The sequence below is a fragment of the Nocardia brasiliensis genome, assembly GCF_042691675.1.
Classification (GTDB): domain Bacteria; phylum Actinomycetota; class Actinomycetes; order Mycobacteriales; family Mycobacteriaceae; genus Nocardia; species Nocardia brasiliensis_D.
Genome location: NZ_CP170507.1, coordinates 2,817,459 through 2,843,774, shown reverse-complemented (window position 1 = coordinate 2,843,774; position 26,316 = coordinate 2,817,459). Strand labels below are relative to the sequence as shown.

General features: G+C 65.6%; 15 protein-coding genes, 3 rRNA genes and 2 pseudogenes. 7 read left to right on the top strand and 13 right to left on the bottom strand.

The genetic code is table 11. The annotated features are described in order from the left end of the window. Positions 1–286: 286 nt before the first annotated feature. The 9 genes and pseudogenes from ACFK0J_RS13245 to ACFK0J_RS13205 all read right to left on the bottom strand — a co-directional run. Positions 287–1,276: pseudogene (locus ACFK0J_RS13245) on the bottom strand (tetratricopeptide repeat protein); the annotation flags it as partial. A 1,416-nt stretch (positions 1,277–2,692) separates the two neighbouring features. Then, positions 2,693–2,809, bottom strand: a 5S ribosomal RNA gene (gene rrf, locus ACFK0J_RS13240). Between the two features lie 196 nt (positions 2,810–3,005). Beyond that, positions 3,006–6,142 (bottom strand): 23S ribosomal RNA (locus ACFK0J_RS13235). A 339-nt stretch (positions 6,143–6,481) separates the two neighbouring features. Continuing rightward, positions 6,482–8,000 (bottom strand): 16S ribosomal RNA (locus ACFK0J_RS13230). The 16S, 23S and 5S rRNA genes sit together here, the layout of an rRNA operon. Before the next feature lie 541 nt (positions 8,001–8,541). Then, entirely contained in the window at positions 8,542–9,819 is a 1,278-nt protein-coding gene (tyrS, locus tag ACFK0J_RS13225) for a tyrosine--tRNA ligase (RefSeq protein ID WP_378739834.1), read from the bottom strand. Between the two features lie 110 nt (positions 9,820–9,929). After that, positions 9,930–10,556: a DNA-3-methyladenine glycosylase gene (locus ACFK0J_RS13220; protein WP_378742819.1), complete on the bottom strand. Its 627-nt coding sequence runs from the start codon at positions 10,554–10,556 to the stop codon at positions 9,930–9,932. A gap of 58 nt (positions 10,557–10,614) precedes the next feature. Further along, complete coding sequence (locus ACFK0J_RS13215) at positions 10,615–11,505, bottom strand: RNA polymerase sigma-70 factor (protein WP_378739831.1); 891 nt, start codon at positions 11,503–11,505, stop codon at positions 10,615–10,617. A gap of 100 nt (positions 11,506–11,605) precedes the next feature. Then, positions 11,606–12,772 carry an NAD(P)/FAD-dependent oxidoreductase gene (locus ACFK0J_RS13210; protein ID WP_378739829.1) on the bottom strand — a complete coding sequence of 389 codons (1,167 nt, stop codon included), beginning with the start codon at positions 12,770–12,772 and terminating at the stop codon, positions 11,606–11,608. Positions 12,773–12,876: 104 nt separating this feature from the next. Next, the gene (locus tag ACFK0J_RS13205) at positions 12,877–13,572 is read right to left on the bottom strand and encodes an NAD(P)-dependent oxidoreductase (RefSeq protein ID WP_378739827.1); all 696 of its coding nucleotides are present in this window, start codon (positions 13,570–13,572) and stop codon (positions 12,877–12,879) included. A 91-nt stretch (positions 13,573–13,663) separates the two neighbouring features. Between ACFK0J_RS13205 and ACFK0J_RS13200 the strand changes: the two genes are divergently transcribed. From ACFK0J_RS13200 to ACFK0J_RS13180, 5 genes and pseudogenes are all read left to right on the top strand, one after another. After that, positions 13,664–14,152 (top strand): MarR family winged helix-turn-helix transcriptional regulator, encoded by a 489-nt coding sequence (locus tag ACFK0J_RS13200; RefSeq protein ID WP_378739824.1) that lies wholly within the window; start codon positions 13,664–13,666, stop codon positions 14,150–14,152. Between the two features lie 103 nt (positions 14,153–14,255). After that, the gene (locus tag ACFK0J_RS13195) at positions 14,256–15,779 is read left to right on the top strand and encodes a multicopper oxidase family protein (RefSeq protein WP_378739822.1); all 1,524 of its coding nucleotides are present in this window, start codon (positions 14,256–14,258) and stop codon (positions 15,777–15,779) included. A 90-nt stretch (positions 15,780–15,869) separates the two neighbouring features. Beyond that, positions 15,870–16,600, top strand: a pseudogene (locus ACFK0J_RS13190) (ABC transporter ATP-binding protein). A 76-nt stretch (positions 16,601–16,676) separates the two neighbouring features. Further along, complete coding sequence (locus ACFK0J_RS13185; protein WP_378739819.1) at positions 16,677–17,471, top strand: ABC transporter permease; 795 nt, start codon at positions 16,677–16,679, stop codon at positions 17,469–17,471. Continuing rightward, the gene (locus tag ACFK0J_RS13180; RefSeq protein ID WP_378739817.1) at positions 17,468–18,103 is read left to right on the top strand and encodes a TetR family transcriptional regulator; all 636 of its coding nucleotides are present in this window, start codon (positions 17,468–17,470) and stop codon (positions 18,101–18,103) included. Before ACFK0J_RS13185 ends, ACFK0J_RS13180 begins: the two co-directional genes overlap by 4 nt. Before the next feature lie 67 nt (positions 18,104–18,170). Here ACFK0J_RS13180 and ACFK0J_RS13175 read toward each other — a convergent pair whose 3' ends face one another. From ACFK0J_RS13175 to ACFK0J_RS13160, 4 genes are all read right to left on the bottom strand, one after another. Beyond that, positions 18,171–18,401 carry a Trm112 family protein gene (locus tag ACFK0J_RS13175; RefSeq protein WP_218476237.1) on the bottom strand — a complete coding sequence of 77 codons (231 nt, stop codon included), beginning with the start codon at positions 18,399–18,401 and terminating at the stop codon, positions 18,171–18,173. 10 nt (positions 18,402–18,411) lie between these two features. Then, the gene (locus tag ACFK0J_RS13170; RefSeq protein WP_378739815.1) at positions 18,412–19,023 is read right to left on the bottom strand and encodes a GtrA family protein; all 612 of its coding nucleotides are present in this window, start codon (positions 19,021–19,023) and stop codon (positions 18,412–18,414) included. Positions 19,024–19,175: 152 nt separating this feature from the next. Beyond that, positions 19,176–21,419: a hypothetical protein gene (locus tag ACFK0J_RS13165; protein ID WP_378739813.1), complete on the bottom strand. Its 2,244-nt coding sequence runs from the start codon at positions 21,417–21,419 to the stop codon at positions 19,176–19,178. Positions 21,420–21,434: 15 nt separating this feature from the next. After that, a complete protein-coding gene (locus ACFK0J_RS13160) occupies positions 21,435–23,561 on the bottom strand; it encodes a hypothetical protein (protein ID WP_378742817.1) in 2,127 nt (708 codons plus the stop codon). Positions 23,562–24,032: 471 nt separating this feature from the next. Between ACFK0J_RS13160 and ACFK0J_RS13155 the strand changes: the two genes are divergently transcribed. Both ACFK0J_RS13155 and rffA read left to right on the top strand, forming a co-directional pair. Beyond that, entirely contained in the window at positions 24,033–25,127 is a 1,095-nt protein-coding gene (locus ACFK0J_RS13155; protein ID WP_378739810.1) for a glycosyltransferase, read from the top strand. Next, positions 25,117–26,256 (top strand): dTDP-4-amino-4,6-dideoxygalactose transaminase, encoded by a 1,140-nt coding sequence (rffA, locus tag ACFK0J_RS13150; RefSeq protein ID WP_378739807.1) that lies wholly within the window; start codon positions 25,117–25,119, stop codon positions 26,254–26,256. The genes ACFK0J_RS13155 and rffA overlap by 11 nt, the downstream gene beginning before the upstream one ends. Positions 26,257–26,316 lie beyond the last annotated feature (60 nt).

The following is a 26,316-nucleotide window of genomic DNA, read 5'->3' as shown; positions in this document are numbered from 1 at the left end:
GCGGGGCGCATCGGTTCGCGCCGCGTCGCCGGTTCGTCCATAGTCGGGAGCCGCCAGTTCGACTACGGCTTCAGGTCGTCCGAGGACCGCGACAACCGCGCGGGCGCTGAGCGGGGCGCATCGGTTCGTGCCGCGTCGCCGGTTCGTCCATAGTCGGGAGCCGCCAGTTCGACTACGGCTTCAGGTCGTCCGAGGACCGCGACAACCGCGCGGGCGCTGAGCGGGGGCGCAACGATCCGCGCCAGGTTGCCGGTTCGCTGTTCAGACGGGATGCCAGCCTGTTGGGCTACAGCTCGAGGTCGTCGCCGGTGAGTTCTTCGGCGCGGTCTTCCGCGTCGGTTTCGCCGTCAAGGTCGGCGGCGGCGGCGTTGAGGAACCAGGTGAGCCCCTCGGCGGTGCGGCCCGCGGCGACCAGGGCGTCGGCGTAGGCGTAGAAGAGGCGGGCCGCGGCGGAGCCGGTGCGGGAGGGGTCGAGTTCGGAGGTTTGCAGGGTGACCACGGCCTGGTCGTATTCGCCGAGGTCTATCCGAGCACCGGCGACGACGATGCGCAGCTCGGTGGCCTCGTCACCGGTCAAGGCGCGGGCCTCGTCGCTGCGGCCGAGTTCGATGGCGCGTTCGGGGCGGCCGAGGCCGCGTTCGCAGTCGGCCATGACCGCGAGCAGGCCGGAACCGCCCGACATGCGGCGCGCGGTGCGCAGTTCGGACAGCGCTTCGGCCCATTCGCCCGCGTGGTAGGCGGTGACGCCCGCGGTTTCGCGAACCACGGCGATGCGGCCCGCACGTTGCCGCGCGGCGCGCGCGTGGGCGAGAGCCAGGCGTGGGTCGTCGTCGATCAGTTTGGCCGCCATCACCAGGTGGCGGGCCACTGCTTCCGCGTTGGACTTGTCCAGGCTCAGCAGGTCACGCCGGACCGCAGGCTCCAAGTCGGCGGGCTGCACGTCATCGGGAAGGTCGGGTTCCTCGGGACGCGGCGGACGCCGGTCCTGCGACCGATCGCCACCGGCACCGCTACGCGCCCCTTCGCCGCCACGACGCCGATCGTCCGGCCCGCTGCCCCGCGAATCGTTGCGATCGAACCCCCCACGGCCGGAATCACCACCGCGATCAGCCGAGCCGCCTCGATTGAAACCGCCCCGATCGCCGGAACCACCCGAATCGCCGCCGCGCTTGAAACCACCGCGCTCAGCAGAGCCGCCACTGCGATTGAAGCCACCACGCTCGTCCGAACTACCGCCGCGATTGAATCCCCCACGCTCACCGGAACCGCCGCCGCGGTTGAAGCCGCCACGCTCACCCGAACTACCACCGCGGTCACCGGAGCCACCGCTGCGGTTGAAACCGCCACGCTCACCGGAACCGCCGGAGTCGCCACCGCGACTGAATCCACCACGGTCACCGGAGCCACCGCTGCGATTGAATCCGCCACGCTCACCGGAACCGCCGGAGTCGCCACCGCGACTGAATCCACCACGGTCACCGGAGCCGCCGCCGCGGTTGAAGCCGCCACGCTGACCCGAACTACTACCGCGGTCACCGGAGCCACCGCTGCGGTTGAAGCCGCCACGCTCACCGGAACCGCCGGAGTCGCCACCGCGATTGAATCCACCGCGATCGCCGGAACCGCCCGACTCGCCACCGCGCTTGAAACCGCCGCGCTCAGCAGAGCCGCCACTACGGTTGAAGCCACCACGCTCGTCCGATTTGCCGCCGCGGTTGAAGCTACTGCGGTCGTCAGAGCCACCGCCGCGATTGAAACCGCCACGCTCACCCGAGCTACCACCGTGGGCAGCGGAACCGCCGCTGCGGTTGAAACCGCCACGCTCACCGGAACTTCCGCGCTGGCCAGAGTCGCTGCGCCCACCCGAACCGCTACCACGGTTGAAACCACCACGGCCGGAATCACTGCGTCCACCCGAATCGCCGCCACGGTTGAAACCGCCACGGTCACCGGAGGCACCCTCACGTTTGAAGCCACCGCGCTCACCGGAGCCGCCAGTACGGTTGAAACCGCCACGGCTACCCGAATCGCTGCCACGGTCGGCACCGCGGCGCTCAGGGGAGTCACTGCCACGGTTGAAACCGCCGCGATCGCTGGAGTCACTGCCACGGTTGAAACTACCACGGTCGCCTGAGCCGCCGCCGCGGTTGAAACCGCCACGGGTGCCCGCGTCGCCGCCGCGGTTTACGTCGCCTGAAGCGTCGGCATCGCTACGGCGGTTGAACCCGCCACCGGAACCGCCGCGATCGCCGGAACCCTCGCGGCGCTGGTATCCACCGCGCTCGGCGGAGCCTGAGCGGTCGCCTGAACTGCCGCGCTGGGCGGAATCGCCGCGACGGTCCGATCCGCCGCGGTCGCCGGAGTCGTTGTTTCGCTTGAATCCGCCGCGGTCGCTGGTTCCGCCGCGCGGGCCGCTTTCGCGGTCGGGGCGGTTCTTGGACGCGTCGCCGCCGGCTCCACCGCTGCCCTGAGAGGGGCGATCGGATCCCTCGCCGCGCCGGAAGGACTTCCGGTCGTCGTTCTGTTCCGACACGGTGATCCCTTTCTGAGGTCCGCAAGAGGTGGTCGGGGGCCCCACAAATTGAATCACGTGTCATGGTGGGGGCACTGACACGGCGATGTCGTCCGGCACGGCAAGGTGCTGAAACGACGATAGGGGACCCAGAATCTGGGTCCCCTATCGTGAAGGATGTTCCGGCGGTGTCCTACTCTCCCACACCCTGTCGAGTGCAGTACCATCGGCGCTGGCAGGCTTAGCTTCCGGGTTCGGAATGGGACCGGGCGTTTCCCTGCCGCTATGGCCGCCGTAACTCTATGAAACTGTCCACACTCCATGTCCCAGGTTCACCAGAGAGATTCTCAGGGGCCTGCGGCCCCTGAAACCCCACCCGATGTGAGCGGGATGAGTTCAGGGGCGCGAGCCTCTGAAATCCTCACTCTCAACCCGTGGTCACGGATAGGTGTGTGTTGTTTCAGATACTGCACAGTGGACGCGTAGCTTCTTTGTTGGTAAGTCCTCGGCCGATTAGTACCAGTCACCTACACCCGTTACCGGGCTTCCAGTTCTGGCCTATCAACCCCATGGTCTGTGGGGGGCCTTAACCACTCGAAGGTGGTGAGAAACCTCATCTTGGAACAGGCTTCCCGCTTAGATGCTTTCAGCGGTTATCCCTTCCGAACGTAGCTAACCAGCGGTGCTCCTGGCGGAACAACTGGCACACCAGAGGTTCGTCCGTCCCGGTCCTCTCGTACTAGGGACAGCCTTCCTCAAGTTTCTGACGCGCGCGGCGGATAGAGACCGAACTGTCTCACGACGTTCTAAACCCAGCTCGCGTGCCGCTTTAATGGGCGAACAGCCCAACCCTTGGGACCTACTCCAGCCCCAGGATGCGACGAGCCGACATCGAGGTGCCAAACCATCCCGTCGATATGGACTCTTGGGGAAGATCAGCCTGTTATCCCCGGGGTACCTTTTATCCGTTGAGCGACACCGCTTCCACTTGCCGGTGCCGGATCACTAGTCCCGACTTTCGTCCCTGCTCGAGCTGTCGCTCTCACAGTCAAGCTCCCTTGTGCACTTGCACTCGACACCTGATTGCCAACCAGGCTGAGGGAACCTTTGGGCGCCTCCGTTACATTTTAGGAGGCAACCGCCCCAGTTAAACTACCCACCAGGCACTGTCCCTGAACCAGATCATGGTCCGAGGTTAGAAGTCCAATACGATCAGAGTGGTATTTCAACGATGACTCCACGAACACTGGCGTGCCCGCTTCACAGTCTCCCACCTATCCTACACAAACCGTACCGAACACCAATACCAAGCTATAGTGAAGGTCCCGGGGTCTTTTCGTCCTGCCGCGCGTAACGAGCATCTTTACTCGTAATGCAATTTCGCCGAGTCTGTGGTTGAGACAGCAGAGAAGTCGTTACGCCATTCGTGCAGGTCGGAACTTACCCGACAAGGAATTTCGCTACCTTAGGATGGTTATAGTTACCACCGCCGTTTACCGGGGCTTAAATTCTCAGCTTCGCCACCGAAGTGGCTAACCGGTCCTCTTAACCTTCCGGCACCGGGCAGGCGTCAGTCCGTATACATCGTCTTACGACTTCGCACGGACCTGTGTTTTTAGTAAACAGTCGCTTCTCTCTGGTCTCTGCGACCACCCCCAGCTCAGGAAGCAAGTCCCGTCACCGGTTGTGGTCCCCCTTCTCCCGAAGTTACGGGGGCATTTTGCCGAGTTCCTTAACCACAGTTCTCTCGATCGCCTTAGTATTCTCTACCTGACCACCTGTGTCGGTTTGGGGTACGGGCCGTGTACCAACTCACTAGAGGCTTTTCTCGGCAGCATAGGATCACTGAATTCGCCTCAATCGGCTACGCATCACCTCTCAGGCTGTATGAACGGCGGATTTGCCTACCGTTCGCCCTACAGGCTTACACCAGTACAACCACTGACTGGCCCAGCTACCTTCCTGCGTCACCCCATCGCTTGACTACTACCAGCCGGGGTCGTGTGCAGCCACATCCGGCTCCCCGAAGGGAGTCCATCCGCTTTTGGACACTTAGCACAACTGATTCATCATGGGCGCGGATACACGGGTACGGGAATATCAACCCGTTGTCCATCGACTACGCCTGTCGGCCTCGCCTTAGGTCCCGACTCACCCTGGGCGGATTAACCTGGCCCAGGAACCCTTGGTCATTCGGCGGACGAGTTTCTCACTCGTCTTTCGCTACTCATGCCTGCATTCTCACTCGCGTCACCTCCACAGCTGGTTCACACCGCTGCTTCCATGGTGACACGACGCTCCCCTACCCATCCACACCACTGGACACACCCCCGCAGGAATGTGCCGGTGTTAAGTATGAATGCCGCGGCTTCGGCGGTGTACTTGAGCCCCGCTACATTGTCGGCGCAAAATCACTTGACCAGTGAGCTATTACGCACTCTTTCAAGGGTGGCTGCTTCTAAGCCAACCTCCTGGTTGTCTTCGCGACTTCACATCCTTTTCCACTTAGTACACGCTTAGGGGCCTTAGCCGGCGATCTGGGCTGTTTCCCTCTCGACTACGAAGCTTATCCCCCGCAGTCTCACTGCCACGCTCTCACACACCGGCATTCGGAGTTTGGCTGATTTCGGTAAGCTTGTAGGCCCCCTAGACCATCCAGTAGCTCTACCTCCGGCGTGAAACACGTGACGCTGCACCTAAATGCATTTCGGGGAGAACCAGCTATCACGGAGTTTGATTGGCCTTTCACCCCTACCCACAGCTCATCCCCTCAGTTTTCAACCTAAGTGGGTTCGGGCCTCCACGACGTCTTACCGTCGCTTCACCCTGGCCATGGGTAGATCACTCCGCTTCGGGTCTAGAACATGCGACTCGAAACGCCCTATTCGGACTCGCTTTCGCTACGGCTACCCCACACGGGTTAACCTCGCCACATGCCACTAACTCGCAGGCTCATTCTTCAAAAGGCACGCCATCACCCACAGCCGACCAAACGACTCGCAGGCTCTGACGGATTGTAAGCGCACGGTTTCAGGTACTATTTCACTCCCCTCCCGGGGTACTTTTCACCTTTCCCTCACGGTACTAGTCCGCTATCGGTCACCAGGGAGTATTCAGGCTTACCGGGTGGTCCCGGCAGATTCACAGCAGATTTCACGGGCCCGCTGCTACTCGGGTACTCACTACAAGAGCCGCTGAGTTTTCGTCTACGGGATTCTCACCCTCTACGACAGGCCGTTCCAGACCACTTCGACTAACCCAACGGTTTCTGACTCCCGCTTGGCTCGGCAGAACCAAGAAAATGAGCCCCACTACCCCACATACACAACCCCTGCCGGGTATCACATGTACATGGTTTAGCCTCATCCGCTTTCGCTCGCCACTACTCACGGAATCACAATTGTTTTCTCTTCCTGTGGGTACTGAGATGTTTCACTTCCCCACGTTCCCTCCACACACCCTATATATTCAGATGCGGGTAACACGACATCACTCGTGCTGGGTTTCCCCATTCGGAAATCCTCGGATCTCAGCTCGGTTGACAGCTCCCCGAGGCTTATCGCAGCCTCCTACGTCCTTCATCGGCTCCTGGTGCCAAGGCATCCACCGTACGCTCTTAAACACTTACTAACAAAGATGCTCGCGTCCACTGTGCAGTTCTCAAACAACACACAAAACCTGGCTTCGATCACCACCACGCCCACCACCCCAACCGAGGCAATGCGGTCTGCGTGACCACCAGATCTTGTCGTTATCTATCCCTAGAGACAAACACTCGCGTGTTCTCTCAGGACCCAACAGTGTGCCGATATATCCACCGCGACCGAAGCATTGAGCCCCGACCACTGCGATGAAGCTTGTCAGTGTTCCACCCATGAGCGTCCGCGGTCCCACGATTGGGGACACAAACGGTCTCTGACGCATTCTCATTCGACTGTTCGAACAGCGTTGCGTAGAAGTGCTCCTTAGAAAGGAGGTGATCCAGCCGCACCTTCCGGTACGGCTACCTTGTTACGACTTCGTCCCAATCGCCAATCCCACCTTCGACGGCTCCCTCCCACAAGGGGTTAGGCCACCGGCTTCGGGTGTTACCGACTTTCATGACGTGACGGGCGGTGTGTACAAGGCCCGGGAACGTATTCACCGCAGCGTTGCTGATCTGCGATTACTAGCGACTCCAACTTCACGGGGTCGAGTTGCAGACCCCGATCCGAACTGAGACCGGCTTTAAGGGATTCGCTCCACCTCACGGTATCGCAGCCCTCTGTACCGGCCATTGTAGCATGTGTGAAGCCCTGGACATAAGGGGCATGATGACTTGACGTCGTCCCCACCTTCCTCCGAGTTGACCCCGGCAGTCTCCTGCGAGTCCCCGCCATTACGCGCTGGCAACACAGGACAAGGGTTGCGCTCGTTGCGGGACTTAACCCAACATCTCACGACACGAGCTGACGACAGCCATGCACCACCTGTACACCGACCACAAGGGGGCCTACATCTCTGCAGGTTTCCGGTGTATGTCAAACCCAGGTAAGGTTCTTCGCGTTGCATCGAATTAATCCACATGCTCCGCCGCTTGTGCGGGCCCCCGTCAATTCCTTTGAGTTTTAGCCTTGCGGCCGTACTCCCCAGGCGGGGTACTTAATGCGTTAGCTACGGCACGGATCCCGTGGAAGGAAACCCACACCTAGTACCCACCGTTTACGGCGTGGACTACCAGGGTATCTAATCCTGTTCGCTACCCACGCTTTCGCTTCTCAGCGTCAGTTACTTCCCAGAGACCCGCCTTCGCCACCGGTGTTCCTCCTGATATCTGCGCATTTCACCGCTACACCAGGAATTCCAGTCTCCCCTGAAGTACTCTAGTCTGCCCGTATCGCCTGCAAGCTTAAGGTTGAGCCCCAAGTTTTCACAGAAGACGCGACAGACCGCCTACAAGCTCTTTACGCCCAGTAATTCCGGACAACGCTCGCACCCTACGTATTACCGCGGCTGCTGGCACGTAGTTGGCCGGTGCTTCTTCTACAGGTACCGTCACTTTCGCTTCGTCCCTGTCGAAAGAGGTTTACAACCCGAAGGCCGTCATCCCTCACGCGGCGTCGCTGCATCAGGCTTTCGCCCATTGTGCAATATTCCCCACTGCTGCCTCCCGTAGGAGTCTGGGCCGTGTCTCAGTCCCAGTGTGGCCGGTCACCCTCTCAGGTCGGCTACCCGTCGTCGCCTTGGTGGGCCGTTACCCCGCCAACAAGCTGATAGGCCGCGGGCCCATCTCGCACCGATAAATCTTTCCACCAACCAGCATGCACTGGAAGGTCATATCCGGTATTAGACCCAGTTTCCCAGGCTTATCCCGAAGTGCGAGGCAGATCACCCACGTGTTACTCACCCGTTCGCCGCTCGTGTACCCCGAAGGGCCTTACCGCTCGACTTGCATGTGTTAAGCACGCCGCCAGCGTTCGTCCTGAGCCAGGATCAAACTCTCCGTTGAAGACTCACAACCACACCCCGAAGGGTGCAATCAGATCTAAACTAGAGTCCGAAAACCTAGCAAAACAAAACGCCAGCAAAAAGAATTTGCTGACTAAATGTCCGACCTCATCAACCGGGGGGTATGAGAGGCCGGAACCAATTAAAACAATTGGCACTGACATTCATCGACACACTATTGAGTTCTCAAAGAACACACGCACACACTTCACCCCCGGCGCTAACCGGTTCGTCCGTGAGGCAACTTTTCCAGCCTAACCGGCCTCCTGCGCAGAGTCAAATCCGCATCAGTTGTCCAAGATCTTGCTGGTGGCCAGGCGCTCCCCGTACTACCTCGTTTCCCGGTCCATCCGCTCAGCGTTTCCGCTGGGCTTCTCGGCTCCGGGTCGGTGTCCGTGTCGCTCTGACTCGAACTAAGTTACGCGGCGGATAACGCTACGTCAAATCCGCTGTTCGAGCTGGTGTTTCCCCAGGTCAGAGCGCCGGATTCGGAGCCGCGGCGGGCTTGAATCACATGGATGTGACTCAAGCCACCGCGATCTTCACGCACCTGCCCGCAGTACCCCGGCGAGGTTCTTCTTGCCGCGCCGCAAAACCAGCCAGCGTCCGTGCAGGTAGTCGCTGTCGGCGGGGGTCCAATCCAAATCCGAGACCCGCTCGTTGTTCACCGAGGCCCCACCCTCGTTCACCGCTCGCCGGGCCGCGCCACGGCTTTCGCTGAGTCCGGTCGCGACGAGCAGATCCACGATCGTGTTCGGCTCCCCCACCGCCAGTTCGGCCACCGCGGCTTCGCGCAGCGCCGCACCCAACGTCGGCTCGTCCAATTCGCGCAGCTCACCGCGACCGAACAGCGCCTGGCTGGCCAACTGCACCGCGCGGGTGTTCGCCTCGCCATGTACCAGCGTGGTCATCTCCGCCGCCAGCCTGCGCTGCGCTTCTCGCGCGTGCGGGCGCTCGGCCGTGGCCACTTCCAGTTCCGCCAGTTCCTCGCGAGACAAGAAGGTGAACCAGCGCAGGTACCGCATCACATCGGCGTCAGCGGTGTTCACGAAGTACTGGTACCAGGCGTACGGGCTGGTCATCTCGGGATCGAGCCACAGGCTGCCGCCACCGGTCGACTTGCCGAACTTCTTGCCGTCGGCCGAAGTCACCAGTGGAACGGTGAGCGCGTGCACCGACGCTCCGTCGACCCGCCGGTTCAATTCGACACCGGCGATGATGTTGCCCCACTGGTCGGAGCCGCCGACCTGCAGCGTGCAGTCGTAGTTGCGGCGCAGCTGCAGGTAGTCGTTCGCCTGCAACAGCATGTAGCTGAACTCGGTGTAGGAGATGCCTTCACCGTCCAGGCGCCGCTTGATGGTGTCGCGCGCCAGCATCACGTTCACCGAGAAGTGTTTGCCGACATCCCGCAGGAAGTCGACCGTGGACAGCTGCCCGGTCCATTCCATGTTGTTGGCGATCACCGCGCCGGTCGGCGAATCGTCGAGGTCGACGAACCGTTCCAGCTGCGAGCGGATGCGCTGCGCCCATTGCTGCACGGTGTCGGACGAGTTCATGGTGCGTTCGCCGACGTCGCGCGGGTCGCCGATGAGTCCGGTGGCACCGCCGGCCAGCACGATCGGCCGATTGCCCGCGCGCTGGAACCGCTTCAATGCCAGCAGCGGCACCAGATGTCCGGCGTGCAGGCTGGGCGCGGTGGGATCGAATCCGGCATAGACGGTCAACCGTCCCGCGTCCAGGGCCGCGCGCAGGGCGTCCAGGTCGGTGGACTGCGCGATCAGTCCGCGCCAGGTCAATTCGTCGATGATGTCGCCGCTCACGGTGTCCCATCTTTCCGCACGGGTAGTAGGTGCCTCGAGTGCGCCTCAGTGTGTCGGCGTTCTGCCCGCGGGTCGAGCGAATTCGCGGCGGCCCAGGCGGCGGCGAAGTCTCAGGAAGCCTCGGCGCGGGGGGCGCGCGGACTGCGCCGGTAGGTGGAGACCGCGGGTGACGACGGCAGCCAGAACCGCCACGCCACATCCGCCGCGGCACTCACGCCGACCCGTGGGCCGCTCGCGATCTGCTTCGCGGCGACGGCGTCACCGAGTTCGAGCCGGATCGGCGAGGCTGCGTCGAACAGCGGAGTCCCGTAGTCGCTCAACGAAATTCCCAGCGCACTACCCAGATTTCCCGGCCCCTTGGCCAGGTCGGTATCGGTGCGCGCGGTGCGGCGCCGTGCCCGCGCCTCGTCCATCCCGGCCACGACCTCACCGGATCGGATGAGCACGGCGCTGGCCACCCCGTCCGGCCCGCTCGTGACATTGACGCAGGTATGCATGCCGTAGCTGAGGTACACATACAGCACCCCGGCCGGGCCGAACATCACCGCGTTGCGCTTGGTTCGCCCGCGCCCGGAATGCGACCCCGGGTCCGGCCACGGCCCGGCCGGATCACCTCCGTAGGCCTCGACCTCGACGATCCGAACGCCGACCGGCCCGGACCACAGAATGGAACCCAGCAATCGACGGGCGGCAACGGGCGGCTCCACGGCTAGTTCATCGGCACACACACCCGCCATTGTCCAAGACGGCTCCGACATCCCCCGCTCCGACCGTTTCAGGCTGCTGCGGTGAGCATCAGCCGAGCGCGTCGGGTCCCAGGTAGAGACCCTTTAGTTTGTTCGGGTTCACCTGGAAACGCAGGTTCTGGATGCGACCGTCGACGAGGTCGTAGGTGAACGTGGCGATCGGGTTTCCGTCGATGAGGGCCAGCGCGCCGAGTTCGCCGTTGATGTGCGCGGGCTGGAGCACGAAACCCGCCGCGATCGGCTTGGCGAGCACACCGAGGATCCAGCGGGCCACATGATCGGGGCCGTGCAGCGGGCGCCGGGCCGCGGTCACCACACCGCCGCCGTCGGACCACGCGGTCACGTCGGGGGCGAGCATATCCATCAGCGCATTGATGTCACCGCCGGAGCAGGCGGCCATGAACTGCGCCGTGATGTGCTCGCGGGCGGCCTTGTCGGTGTCGAAGCGCGGGCGGCGGGACTGCACGTGCGCGCGGGCGCGGTGTGCGATCTGGCGGATGGTCGGTTCGGGGCGGTCCAGAGTGTCGGCGATCTCGGCGTGCGTATAACCGAAGACCTCACGCAGCAGGAAGACCGCGCGTTCGATGGGGCTCAGGGTTTCCAGCACCACCAGCATCGCGGTGGAGACGGTGTCGGCCAATTCGGTCTCCTCGGCGATATTCGGCGTGGTGAGCAGGGGTTCGGGCAGCCAAGGCCCGACATAGCTTTCGCGGGTGGCGCGGGCCGAGGTCAGCCGGTTGAGCGACAGGTTGGTGACGGTGCGCACCAGGTAGGACTTCGGGTACTGCACCGTCGTCTGATCGGTCTCGTTCCACTTCAGCCAGGTGTCCTGAAGGACGTCTTCGGCGTCGGTGACGGTGCCCAGCATCCGATACGCGGTGGCGAACAGGAGTCGCCGGTGTTCGAGGAAGGGATCCTGCTGAGCTGTTACGTCAACCATCGGCTCATGCTCTCAGTTTTTCGTGGGTATGTGTCTTCCGGGATGTCAGCGGGCGTTCCGGGCCGCCGGGTCCGGCGGTGCCGACCCAGCGGCCGCGGTGTCACGCGGTGGCACGGCCGCCTTTCGACGGCGTGACCGAGACGGTCATCTTCTTGCTGAGCCGGAAGACCGGCAGCGGGCTCTTGCTGACGCTCTCCTTGTAGATCGCGGCCACCCGCCCGGACAGGTAGAACCGGCGCGGCGTTTCGTCGTACCTGGTGAACTGGATGACCGCGTCCTTGCGACCCAGGCCCACCGGCTGATGGAAGTAGCCGAACCGGAACGGACGCACCGGCTTCCCGCGCAACTGGCGGGCAATGACATCGGCGGTGTAGGCGGCGGTCGGCATGCCGCTCTGGCAGGTGCCGTGCAGTTGCCCCCAATTCATGCGGACGGCGGCGGCGTCACCGACCGCGTGAATGGTGGGGTGCGACACCGACTTCAGCGTGGCGTCGACGGTGATCAGTCCGCGTGCGTCGGTGGCGATGCCCGCCTGTGCGGCGAGCGGGGAAACGCACACGCCGGTGGTCCACAGCGTCAGATCCGCGGGTATCAGTTCCCCGTCGGCCAATTCCACCGCGTCGGGCAGCACCTTGGTGACGGCTTGCCCGACCTGCCTGGTGATACCGAGACTATCAAGTGCGTGATTCAGATAGGCGCGTGCTCGGTCGCCCATCATGGCGCCGGGCTCGCCGGTGCTGATCAGGGTGACGCGCAATCCCGGGTTGGCCTCGGCGATTTCGGTCGCCGCCTCGATGCCGGTGAGTCCGCCGCCGCAGACCGCGACGGAACCGCCATGGGCCGCAATAACATTCAGGCGTTCGGCGAACTGGTGCGCGGTGCGCGGGTCGTTGAGGGTCCAGGCGTGGTCGGCCGCGCCGGGGACGATGCTGGTGTCGGTGCTGCTACCGAGGGCGTACACCAGCTCGTCGTAGGGCAGGGTGACCGTGTCGTCGACCACCACGTGCTGGGCGGCCGGATCCAGGGAAGTGACCCAGCCCTGGACGAATTCGACGCCGGTGCCGGTCAGGATGTCCGTGATGCGGTGGTCGGCCAGGTCCTGACCGGCGGCGATCTGATGCATGCGCAGGCGTTCGGTGAATCGCGCCGACGGATTGACGATGGTGATGCGCACGTTCAGCTTGCGCGTGCGCCGAGCCAGCCGTACCGCGGTCAGCATGCCGGTGTAGCCGGCGCCGAGGATGACGATCCGATGTTCGGTGTTCATGGTGTTGCTCCAATGGTCCGGTCACCTCGGTTGGTGACGACCATGGGACAACCGGCCCGCGGCGGACGTGACAGGCCACTGATGTGATCCGAGTCACAGCACCGTCAGCTCTTTCCCAGCGCCTCGGTGCGGATCAGCTGAAGCAGGCTCGGGTTGTCCGTCGTGGTCACGACGCTGACGATCTTGCGCACGAACCCGCCCTCCTCCGCCAACCGCAGCAGACTCGCCGCCAGGTCGATGCGCGCGGTGTAGCGCCGGTCCGCCTGCCCTTCGACCATCGTGTAGTCGGTGACGGCCGGGAGCTCGTACAACCCACCCGGGCGCACGATGGTCCACTCGAGATCGGTTGCGGCGAGCAGAGATTCCATGCGCCGCATGTCGTCGTACAGGGTCTTGCCCAGCACGCGCGTGATGTACGGCTGCAACACGCGATTGAACAGAAACCCCGCGTCGGCGTAGCGCTGCGGAGCTACCGCGCTGGACGAAACCACAGCGATGCGCCGGATGTCGTTGCGGTGCATCGCGGCAACGATATTGGCGACACCGACAGAGTAGGTGTCGATCGGCTCCTTGCTGTAGGGAACGCCGAGCGTGGAGAGCACCACGTCGGCACCCGCGACGGCGACGTCTATCGAATCCGCCTGCCGCACATCGCCACCGAAGACGGTCAGCCGGTCGTGTTCGATCGGGAACTCGCCCGGTCGGCGGGTGACGGCCACGACGTCGTGAGCTGCGGCGAGTGCTCGACCGGTGAGCAGGCGGCCGGTGGGTCCGTTGGCTCCGAAAACGACGATGCGCATGAGGATTCCTTCTCGAGAGTGTCGCGCCGCCCGTTCATCCGGACGCCGTATCATATGAGAACCATATCAACTAATACGAGAGTCATACAATATGAACGACGTAACAAAGGCGGATGCCCGCCGACATCGTCGCTCCGCCAACGCGGTCAAGGAGTCGCTGCGCGACCTGAACACCCAACTGGCGCTACTGAACCGGCAGTTCGGCGCCCAGGTCGAGCTCAAGGACGCCGACTGGAACTGCCTCGACCTGGTCGACCGGCACGGACCGCTCACGGCGAGCGCCCTTGCCAGGCGCGCCGGGCTGCACCCGGCGACGATGACCGGCGTGCTCGACCGCCTGCAGCGCGGCGGCTGGATCATTCGCGAGCGCGATCCGGCGGCCACCGACCGCCGGGCGGTCACCATTCGGGCCACCCGCGAGCGCAATGCCGAGCTCTATCGGATGCTCGCGGGAATGAACAACCGGATGGACGAACTCTGCGACCGGTACACCGACGCCGAACTGGAGCTGATCGCGGACTTCCTGCGGCGCACCGCGGTGGCAGGACATGATTCGGCCACCGAACTCGGCGGTGCGTGACACCCGCCCCCGTGCGGCAGCACGGAAGTCAAGGGTTGAGCCAGGGGCGAAATGGGGACACTCCCGGATGTGTTGAGGCCGTGCTGATTTCTACCGTCTGAGGATGGTCTCGGTTACCCGGCCGCGCAGGTGGCGGCGGTTGTTCATCGTTCTTGTCGCGTTCGTGGCGCTGCTCGCGCTCGCGATCGGCGGTGGTGTCGGCCTGGTGTATGTGAATGCGGCCGTGTCGACGGTCGGCAGTACGCAATTCAGCAATGAGCTCGCCATTCCGCCGCTGGCTCCGTCGCGGCTGCGACCGGACGGGACGCGCGAATTCGAGCTCGAGATGCGTTCGGGGAGAACGGAATTCCGGCCGGGACAGGCTACGGAGACCTGGGGGTTCAACGGTGCCTACCTCGGTCCGACCTTGCGAGCCAGGCGCGGCGAGAAGGTGGCGGTCACCGTCCGCAATCAGCTACCGGAAGCCTCGACCGTGCACTGGCACGGCATGCATCTGCCCGCGGCGATGGACGGCGGGCCGCACCAGATGGTGCGGGCGGGCGCCACCTGGACCCCGCAGTGGACCGTGGACCAGCCCGCCGCCACGCTCTGGTATCACCCACATCCGCACGGCGCGACCGAAGATCACGTGCGGCGCGGGCTCGCGGGAATGTTCTTGCTCGATGACGAGGTATCCGAAGCCCTGCCGCTGCCGAGGAATTACGGCGTCGACGACCTGCCGGTCATCGTCCAGGACGTCAAGTTCCGTGGCGCCGAGCTCGATTCGTCACATGCGATCTTCCGCGATGTCGGGTTTCTCGGGGATCAGACCATGGTCAACGGGACGCTGACGCCGTACCGCACGGTCGGCGACGAACTGGTCCGGCTGCGCCTGCTCAACGCCTCGACCGCGCGCACCTACACCTTCGGTTTCGCCGACCAGCGGCAGTTCTCGTTCATCGCCACCGATGGCGGCTTGCTGGAGCGCCCGATCGCGCTCGACCGGTTGCAGCTTTCGCCGGGCGAGCGGGCCGAGATCGTGGTGCGCGTGCGGGCGGGTGAGCGAACGGTGTTGCGCAGCAACAAGCTCGACGCCGGACTCGGCTTCTGGACCCAGCGTTTCGCGGGCGGCGACGACACCTTCGACGTCCTCGAACTGCGCGCCGACGATACACTCCGACCCGCACCGGAACTTCCTGCGGCACTTGCGCTTCCGTCCACGCCGGACGGCTCCGACGCGGTCCGGGAACGCCGCTTGGAGATCAATCTCGCGGGCATCAACGGCAAACCGATGGCGATGGACCGGATCGATCTCACCGTCACCCGCGGCACCACCGAAACCTGGATCGTGCACAACAACGACGGCATGCCGCACAACTTCCACATCCACGATGTGCAATTCCGGGTGCTGACCAGAAACGACGGCCCGCCACCCGCCGAACTCACCGGCCCGAAGGACACCGTCTTCCTACCGCCCGACGCCGCCGTGAAGCTGGCCTTGCGCTTCGACGGGCCCGCCGACCCGGATGTCCCCTACATGTACCACTGCCACCTGCTGTGGCACGAGGACCAGGGCATGATGGGCCAATTTGTCGTGGTCGAGCCGGGCGGAGCCGCCGGAACACCACCCCGCCTCCACGGCCACTGAGCCAGCACTCGAACTTCCTCTTGCCACTCGGGCACGCTCCGGCTAAATTCATCGCACAGTGAATTCAACACTCGATGAATTGAGGCGACCATGTCGCGAGCAAGCTCATCGCCCGCTGTCGAGGTGCGGAACCTGACCGTGCGGCGCGGCGGACGTGAAGTGCTGCATGATGTTTCGTTGACGATCCGCGCGGCTCGATCACCGGGTTACTCGGTCCGTCCGGGTGTGGGAAGACGACGCTGATGCGCAGCATTGTCGGCACCCAGATCGTGGAATCCGGGGAGATCTCGGCGCTGGGCCTGCCCGCGGGGTCGGCGGAGCTGCGCCGTCGCATCGGCTATGTCACCCAGGCGCCCAGCATCTACTCCGATATCAGCGTGTACGAGAACGTCGCGTATTTCGCCGCGCTCTACGGTCGCGAGCGCGCCGCGACCGACGACGCGATCAACGCGGTCGGCCTGATGGAGCACGCGAATCAGCGCGGCGACGAACTCTCCGGTGGGCAGAAGACCCGCGCCTCGCTGGCCTGCGCGCTGGTCGCCGAGCCCGAGCTGCTGGTTCTCGACGAACCGACGGTCGGCCTCGATCCCGTACTGCGCGTGGATCTGTGGCAGAAGTTTCATGAATTGGCCGCCGGTGGAACCACTTTGGTGGTGTCCAGCCATGTGATGGACGAGGCCGAGCACTGCGACCGGCTGCTGCTCATGCGCGAGGGCAGCTTGCTCGCCCAGCTGAGCCCCGACGAATTGCGCGCCGAAACCGGCGAGGAGAACCTCGAACGTGCCTTCCTCGCGCTGATCACCACCGGACGTGCGGCATGAACATCGACACCGTGTTCAGCCGACCACCCCGAAACCGTGCCGACGCCGTGGCGTCGTCGAATACCAGGCAGGAAGCATGACCAGCACACTCGAGTCGCCGACCCGGCGGAGCCCCACGCTGCGTCCGTACGTGGCGACGACCACCCGGATCCTGCGCCAACTGCGCAACGACCACCGCACCGTCGCGATGATCCTCGTCGTCCCCGCGCTGTTGATGACGTTGCTGTACTTCATCTATCGAGACACACCGACCAACCCGCTGAATCCGGTGCCGTTGTTCGACCGGGTCGGCATCAGCATGCTCGGCATCCTGCCGTTCATCGTGATGTTCCTGATCACCGCCATCGCCATGCAGCGCGAACGCACGTCGGGCACGCTGGAGCGGCTGCTCACCACGCCACTGGCGAAACTCGATCTGCTCGGCGGCTACGGCACCGCGTTCTCGCTGGCCGCGGCGGCGCAGGCGGCGGTGGCCTGCCTGGTGTCGTTCGGCCTGCTCGGCCTCGACTCGGCGGGTAATCCCGGCTGGGTGGTGCTGATCGCGGTGGTCGACGCGGTGTGCGGGGTCGCGTTGGGTCTGTTGGCAAGTGCCTTCGCGCGCACCGAGTTCCAGGCGGTGCAGTTCATGCCGGTGGTGGTCGCACCGCAGATCTTCCTGTGCGGCTTGCTTGTTCCGCGCGGGGAGCTGCCCGGCTGGCTGGAGGCGATCAGCAATGTGCTGCCGCTGAGTTACGCCGTCGATGCGCTGCAACAGGTTTCGATGCACCCGAATGCTACCGGCGCGATGTGGCGCGACTTGGCCGTCGTCGCGGGCTTCGCGGTGGTCGCCCTATGCCTCGGCGCGGCAACGCTACGGCGGCGCACCCCGTGACGGCGGGCAACGGATCGCAGGCGGCGGGTCGCCCTGCCCGCACCGGACGCAGGCCGGGACGGTCCGGCGCGCGCGAGGCGATTCTGCGGGCGGCCCGGGCCCGGTTCTCGGAGGCGGGCTTCGACAAGACGTCCATCCGCGCCGTCGCCGGCGACGCGGGCGTCGACCCCGCGCTGGTCCACCACTACTTCGGCACCAAACAGGAGTTGTTCGCCGCGGTGGTCCAGCTGCCGATGGATCCCGAAATCACCCTCAGGGCAGTCGATTCCGCACCACTCGACCGACTCGGTGCAGCCATTCTGCGGGCCGTCCTCGGCGTGTGGGACTCCCCGGCGGGCGCGGGCATCGTCGCGATGGTCCGCAGCATCATCGCGGGCGGCGACACCGCACTGGCCCGCTCGTTCCTGCTGGAGATCGTCCTCGAACGAGTCCGCCAGCGCATCGCGACCCCCGCGGACGACGGCCGCCTCCGCGTGGCCCTGGTCGCCTCCCAGATGGTCGGCCTCCTGATGACCCGCAAAATCGTCGAACTCGAACCGATCCCGTCAGCCACGATCGAAGACCTGGTCACCGCGGTAGCCCCCACCCTCCAGCGCTACCTCACCGGCGAACTACCCACTCCCCCAACCTGATCAGCGAGCGGGACATCAGCGAGGCAAACACCGAGTGGCGGCTCCAAGATGTCCCGCTCGCCGCGGGTCAGGCTTCGGCCGACTGGGCGATGAAGTCGGCGTGTTCGGCGTCGGTGACGTCGCGGGCCTCGTCGATCAGCAGGACGGGGATGCCATTGTCGATGGGGTATGCGCGGCGCAGGCGTGGGTTGTAGAGGACGGTGCCTTCGGTGGCGCGGACCAGCAGTAGCGGGCCCTTGTCCTGGGGGCAGGCCAGCAGGCTCAACAGCGTGGCGTCCAAGGTGGTGTGCTCCGGCATGAACGAGAACCTACCCGATGATGGGGTCCGGCTCGGTCGGCGGTCGGCGGCGGAACGAGATGTGGCGGTGACCGAAGTAGCTGGCGACGGCGACCAGACCCATCACCACGACCGCCGCCGGCTTGTCGGGGAAGTGCCAGACCGAAACGGCGAGCTCGAGCAGCGCCATATTCAGCAGCAGCCCACCGGAATTGACCGCGAGGAACCGCAGGAAGTCGCGCAGCAGATGCCCGCGCACCCGGAACACCAACGTCCGGTGCAGCACGAACGCGACCACGATGCTGACACCGTAGGCGGCGGCCACCGCGACCGACGGCGGCACATTGTCACCGAGCACCGCCAGCCAGACCACGGTCATCCCGATGCCCATGGCGGTGTTGAAGCCGCCGACCGCCGCGAACGCGACCTCCTGGCGGCGCACCAGCCGCAGCAGCGGTCCGGGCTTGGCCTGTTCGGTGGACCCCAGGGTGTCCGAGGGATCGCTCGGATCGCCGGTCCGTTCACCGGCACCCACGGCCCGCCCAGCCTGCCCGTCGGCCTCGCGCACCGAACGCGAAGCTCGGGTCACCACCGCCTCATCGGTGCCCGTAAACGCCTTGCTTTGGTCATCGTCGAATTCCACCAGGCGCCCACCTCCAGTCGCGACAGGCACTCTATCGTCCTCATCGCCCGGCTGATCGGCGGGCGCACCGAACGTACCTTCGCGACGGAGCGGGTGCACGCGAACTCGACGGCTCACCGCCGCGGACCGGGTCGCGGTGCGGCGGGGCGAAGTCAACGGTTCGTATCCACGAGGTCGGACTCCGGCCCAGTCGGTTCACCGGCGTCCGCCGCCGAGTCCGGCCCGTCATCCCCACGACGCCGTCCCCGCAAGAACGCCCATTGCAGCACGCCGACACCGACCACACCGAGCAACGCCGACGCGGCGCCGAGCTGCCAGCCGGGCGGACGCCAGCTCAACTCCAGCTCACCGTCCTTGGTACCGGCCGGGATATCCACCGCGACAAACGTTTTCGCGACGAGCCTGGTCGGGATTTCGCGGCCGTCGAGGGTGGCCTGGTAGCCGGGCCAGCCGAGCCGCGCGAACACGACCTGACCCCCGGTCGCCGAACTCACTCGAACCCGGCTGGTCCAATCGGTTTCCGACGCCGAGGTCGCGGTGACGCCCGCCGCGTCGGCGACCCGGCCGTTGCGGGTCGAGATCAGCCCGTCCACCCGTTCCAGCACGGAGATCTGCTGCTCGTGCCCTGGGTAGTCGACCCATTTCCAGCCGTTCGGCGCGGGTTGGTTGCGCGCGTCGGGGTACAGCGCGCGTTGCAGCACGACCCGGTCGACCTTCATCAGGTCGACGATCGTTCTCCCGGTGGTCGGTTCGACCGCGAAAGCCCGGCGGAACGCGTCGGGGCACACGCTGGTGTCCCACAGCATGCACAGCATCTCGCCGAACCAGAAGTGTCCGTTCGGGGTGTAGCCGCTGACATAGGTGAGCTCCAGATCCTTGGCGTAGTTGCCGAAGACGAGCGAACCGTAGGCCCCCTGCAGGTTCTTCTGCGCGGGCGGGATCGGCCCGCGGTCGGCGAGTTGCAAGGTGGTGCCGGTGAAGTCCGGGAAGGCGGCCTTCATCTCGGACCGCTTCTCCGGCAGGTTCCAGCTCATCGGCGTCGGCTGCACGGCGCGCACCTGGATGTAGGCGATCGGGAACACCGCGACGAGCGTCAGCACGCAGGCCGCGACCATCCCCTTGGTCCGGCCGAGCCACACCACCGCCGCACCGAGCGCCGCCACCGAAACCGCCGCGACCACATGCCAACCCAGCTCGTGCGGCGCCGCCGAGAACGAACGCACGAACAACAATCCGATCAGCACACCCGCCGCGACGCCACGGCGCCGCCAGCCGTCGAAGGTGGCGTAGCGACCGAGCAGCACGCACACCAGCACCAGCAGTCCGAGCGCCACCATCGGCAGCACCCGGGCGGGCCAGCGCAGCGGGCCGATGGTGCCGGGCCCCGCGGTCCACATCAGCGCCATGATCGCGAAGAGCGCGATCGCGCTGAATTCCCGCCAGTTCTCGCGCGCCTTGCGCCAATCGATGAAGGCCAGCGCCGGAATCAGGAACCAGGCGATGTACACCACCGGCATCGGCTGCACATAGCCCCACCAGGAGTTATAGGCGGGCAGCGTGCTCGGCAGGCTGGCATTGAGCGATTCCGACCACGGCACGGTCAGGAACTGGTCGTTGTTGATCTGCGCGGTGCCGCGCCAGGTCACCTTCGCCGACAGCATGCTCGGCAGGTAGGTGGCCAGTCCCGCCAGGGCGGCGAACCCCGCGGCGGCGAGCAGCCGCAGCGACGGCGCCCACTTGCGTTGGTAGACAACCTCGCCCACGGCCACCGCGCCGATCATCAGACCGGCTTCGACCGCCGGAAAGATGTACTGCACCGAGATCGCCAGGTACAGGAACACGAAGGTCGGGATCGGACCGCCGCGGCCGCGCGCGTAGCGAACACCGGAGGCCCAGGCGTGCGCCAGCCACGCGGTGCCGACGAAGGCGGTGTACCAACTGGCTTCGTCGAAGAACAGCAGCCAGCCGGTGAACGGAATCGAGATGCCCGCCACCGCGGCCCACGGCGCGCTGGAACCGTATTCCAGGCAGATCCGGTATACGCCGAGGCCGAGGACGATCGCGAAGATCAGCTTGACCACCGTGGCGTAGAGCGCGACGTTGTCCACCGAGGGCGCGATCAGATCGATCAGCAGCTGCGGCGGATTCAGCAGACCCGCCTCTTCGATGGCGTAGTTACCCGCCATCCAGTGCTCGGGGATCATCGCCGGAAACTGCCCGTCCCGCAGGCGATTCCCGAGCATCACCCACAGCGGGGCGTACTGCGACTCGGTGTCGTCGGTATAGAAGTGCCGGGCATTGGCCAGCAGAACGGCCAGATAGCCGACAATCACACCGAGTGCGGTTATGAAGCCCCACTTGTACACGTCCCGCCGGGCGAGGGCGCTGCTTTCCACCACGAGTTCCAGACCCTACCCGGCGGCGGGCTGCTCCGGCGCACGCCGCCGCGACCGCACCGCGAGCCACTGCAGCACACCGATGCCCGCCAGTCCGGCGGCGGCCGCGCCGATGCCGATCTTCCACCCCGGCGGACGCCAGGTCAGCACCAGCTCGGCATTCTGCGTGCCAGCGGGAATATCAACGGCGACAAAAGATTTCGCCACCGTGGTGATCGGGACCTGCTTGCCGTCGATGGTGACGCGGTAACCGGGCCAGCCGAGCCGGGAGAACACCACGCGCCCACCGTTCGGTGCGCTCACCCGCACCCGGCTGGTGGTGTCGGTCTCCGAGATCGACGTCGCGGTCACGTTCTTCGCGTCCGCGACCCGGCCGTTGACGGTGGAGATCAGGCCGTCCACCCGTTCCAGCACCCAGATGTACTTCTCATGGCCCGGGTAGTCGACCCATTTCCAGCCGTCCGGCGCGGGCTGGTTGCGGACGTCCGGGAACAGTGCGCGTTGCAGCACCACGCGATCCAGTTTCATCAGGTCGACCAGGGTGCGCCCGGTGGTCGGCTCCGGCGCGAACATCCGCCGGTACGCGTCCGGGCAGACGCTGCTGTCCCAGCGCATGCACAACAGCTCACCGAAGTAGAAGTGACCCGTCGGGGTGTAGCCGTTGACGTAGCTCAGTTCCAACGATTTGGCGTAGTTGCCGAAAACCAGGGAACCGTAGGCACCTTCGAGGCTGTTGTCCCCCGGCTGGAGCAGGCCGCGCTCGGCGAGTTGCAGCGTGGTGCCGGGGAAGTCCGGGAAGGCGGCCTTGGCCTCGGAGCGGTTCGTCGGCAGGTTCCACGTCATGGGTGTCGGCTGCGCCGCATGCACCTGGAGGAAGGCGATCGGGAACATCGCGACGATCGCCAGCACGCAGGCCATGGCGACACCCTTGGTGCGGTCGAGCCACACCACCGCGACACCGAGCGCGACGATCGCGGCGGCCGCGAGCACATGCCAGATCACGTCGTGCGGGTCGGCGGAGAACGACCGCACCCACAGCAGCAGGATCAGCACTCCCGCGGCGATACCGCGATTCTTCAGGTCCCGGGTCGTGCCGTAACGCCCGAGCAGCACACATACCAGCACCAGCAGTCCGATGGCGAGCATCGGCAGCACCCGGACCGGCCAGCGCAGCGGACCGATGGAACCCGGCCCGGCCGCCCACATCAGCATCATGACCGCGAAGAACGCGACGCCGGACAGTTCCCGCCAGCTGTCCTTGGCCCGCCGCCAATCGATGAAGGCGAGCGCCGGAATCAGGAACCAGGCGATGTAGGTGACCGGCATCGGCTGCACATACCCCCACCAGGAGGTGAACGCGGGCAGCGAACTCGGCAGGCTGGCGTTGAGCGATTCCGACCACGGCACGGTCAGGAACTGGTCGTTGTTGATCTCCATGGTGCCGCGCCAGGTCACCTTCGCCGACAGCATGCTCGGCAGGAAGGTCAGCAGCCCGGCCAACCCGGCGCAGCCGCCCGCGATGGCCAGCCGCGCCACCGGCAGCCATTTGCGTTGGTAAACAATCTCGCCCACCGCGACCGCGAGCAGCATCAGCGCCGCCTCGACCGCCGGGAAGATGTATTGGGTGGAGATGGTCAGGTACAGGAAGACGAAGACGGGGATCGGTCCGCCCTGCCCGCGCGTGTAGCGCACCGACGACGCCCAGGCGTGCACCAGCCACGCGGTGCCGGTGAGCGCGGTCATCCAGCTGGCCTCGTCGAAGAACAGGAAGAATCCGGACAGCGGGAACGCCACACCCGCCACCGCCGACCACGCCGGCTTGCCGCCGTAGGCGAGGCAGATGCGGTAGACGCCGAGCGCGGCGATGATCGCGAAGATCAGTTTGACGACGGTGGCATAGACCGCCATGTTGTCGACCGACGGCGCGATCAGATCGATCAGCAGCTGCGGCGGGTTGAACAGGCCCGCGTCGTCCATCGTGTTGTTGCCCGACATCCACCGTTCGGGCACCAGCACCGGGAAGGTGCCGTCCCGCAGGGCGTCGCCGAGGCCGACCCACAGTCCGGTGTACTGGGATTCGGTGTCGTCGGTGTAGAAGTGCCTGGCGTTGGCGAGCAGCACCGCGAGGTATCCGAAAACCACGCCGACCGCGGTGATCAGTCCCCAGCGGTATACGTCGCGCCGCGCTGCGTCGGCGGGAGCATCGGGCTCGGCGGCATCCCCCTGCTCGACCGGAGCGTCGGTCTCGGCGACAGCGGACGCGTCGGCCCGCACACCAGCGTCGGTCTCGGTAGCTGCGTCGGCCTCGACGGCGGGCCTGGTGACCACGGCCGCCCCGTCCGGCCCGGTATCCGCCACGACCTCCGCCGCACCGGCCCTCGTGACCTCGGCGGACCCTGGGAGCGCCACCCTCGACCCTGCACTTTCCGTCACGAGTTCCAAACCCTACACAGCAGTGTGGCGCTTGGCATCCGGCCACCGACGCGGTGAAGATGGGGTGATGCGCGCGCCCGGATTACGCAACCCGCACCATGCTAAAGTTCTGGGCGGCTCGGGCCCTGCTGTCCAGCGGGGAGTACCGGCACGCACCGTCATCGAAAGTCGATCCAGCTGATGCCGATTCCCTCCACCCGCACGCCCCGCCCCGACGCGGTCACCTCGAACGGCCGGCCCGACCGGTCGCACGTCGTGTCCGTGGTCGTGCCGATCTATCGCGGCGAGGACACCATCGGCGGACTCGTCGCCGAACTGCACGAGCTGACCCGCCCCACCGTGACCCCCGGCGGCACCACCTTCGCGGTCGACGAGATCATCCTGGTCCACGATCACGGCCCCGACCGGTCCGATGTGGTGTTGCAGGAGTTGGAACAGGCCTACCCCGAAGTACGCACCATCTGGCTGAGCCGCAACTTCGGCCAGGACGCCGCGACGATCGCGGGCATGTCGGCCGCCCGCGGCGACTGGATCGTCACCATGGACGAGGACGGCCAGCACGATCCCCGGTTCATCGGCGTCTTCCTGGATGCGGCGCTGGCCGAGCGCGCCGAACTGGTCTACTCCAAGCCGAGCAACACCCGCCCGCACGGCTTCCTCCGCAACCTCACCTCACGCGGCGCGAAGCTGGTGCTGGCGACGGTGTTCGCGTTCCCGGACTCCACCCGGTTCGAGAGCTACCGGTTGATTCGTGGCGCCATCGGCCGTCAGCTGGCCGAGGTCGCCTCCAACGGGGTGTATCTCGATGTCGCGCTGACCTGGGTGGTCGGCTCGGTGGCCCAGGTGCCGGTGGTGCTGCGCGCCGAGGGCCGCGAGGAATCCGGTTACAACTATCGCCGCCTGTTCTCGCTGTTCTGGAAGATGGTGCTGTGCAGCGGAACTCGCGGCCTGCGACTGGTCAGCCTGCTCGGCGTCACGCTGGCGCTGGTCGGCGGGCTGATCGCCGCCGTCATCGTGTACGAGGCCCTCACCACCGACAACTGGGCGCCGGAAGGCTGGGCGTCGATGATCGTGGTGTTGCTGCTGGTCTCCGGCGCGATCCTGTTCTCGCTCGGCCTGATCGCCGAATACCTCGGGGTGGCGTTGCATATCCTCGTGGGTAAACCGCTGTATCTGACCGTCGATTCGCCGACGCCGCGACCCGCCGAAAACACGGCGACGGCCCGGGAACTGACCACCACCACTGACAGGGGGAACGACCGGGTTGAGCACTGACCGTGTCATTTTCAGCCGCCCGTTCCGGGCCCGCCGCGAATTGGCCAATCTGGAAGCCGTGCTCGGCTCCGATCACAGTCACGGCGACGGACCGTTCACCGCGGCCGCGACCGCGAAGCTGAAGGCCATCACCGGCGCGCCACACGCGCTGCTGACCACCTCGTGCACCTCCGCATTGGAGATGGCGGGGCTGCTGCTCGAACTCGGCCCGGACGACGAGGTGATCGTCCCGAGCTTCGCGTTCACCTCCACCGCGACCGCCATGGCGCTGCGCGGGTCCACCTGCGTGTTCGCCGATATCGACCCGGAAACCGGCAATCTGGACCCGGAGTCGGTAGCGGCCGCGGTCACCGAACGGACCAAAGCCGTGGTGGTCATCCACTACGGCGGCGTCGCCGCGGACATGGACCGGCTGCTCGCGCTGGCCAACACGCACGGCTTCGCCATCGTCGAGGACAACGCGCACGGCCTCGGCGGCCGGTGGCGCGGTCGCCCGCTCGGCACCATCGGGACGCTCGGCACGCTCAGCTTCCACGACACCAAGAACGTGCACTGCGGTGAGGGTGGCGCGCTGCTGCTCACCGACGAGATCCTGATGGCGCGGGCGGAGATCATCCGGGAGAAGGGCACCGACCGGGCCCGCTTCCTGCGCGGCGCGGTGGACAAGTACTCCTGGCAGGACATCGGCTCCAGCTATCTGCCCAGCGAGCTGAACGCGGCCGTGCTGGACGCTCAACTCGACGAATTCGACACCATCCAGGCCGGACGGCACCGGGTGTGGAACGCCTACGCCGCCGCGCTGCCGGAGTGGGCCGCCCGCAACGATGTCCGGCTGATGACGGTGCCCGCCGACCGCGAACATACCGCGCACCTGTACTACCTGCGCACCCCCACCGAGGAACGCCGCGACGACCTGATCACCCACCTGCGTGCGCGCGGCGTCTCGGCGCCGTTCCACTATGTGCCGCTGGATTCCAGCCCGGCCGGACTCAAGCTCGGCCGGACCCCGCGGCCGTGTGTGCGCAGTGCCGAATTCTCGGGAACCGTTGTGCGCCTGCCATTGTGGCCGGACCTCACCGACGCGCAGATCGCGCGCGTGGTCGAGGCCGTCACCGAGTTCACCGTCTGACCTCGGCCGACTTCGACTGGCGGTACGCCGATTTCGACTGGCGGTACGCGGGCCGCCGGT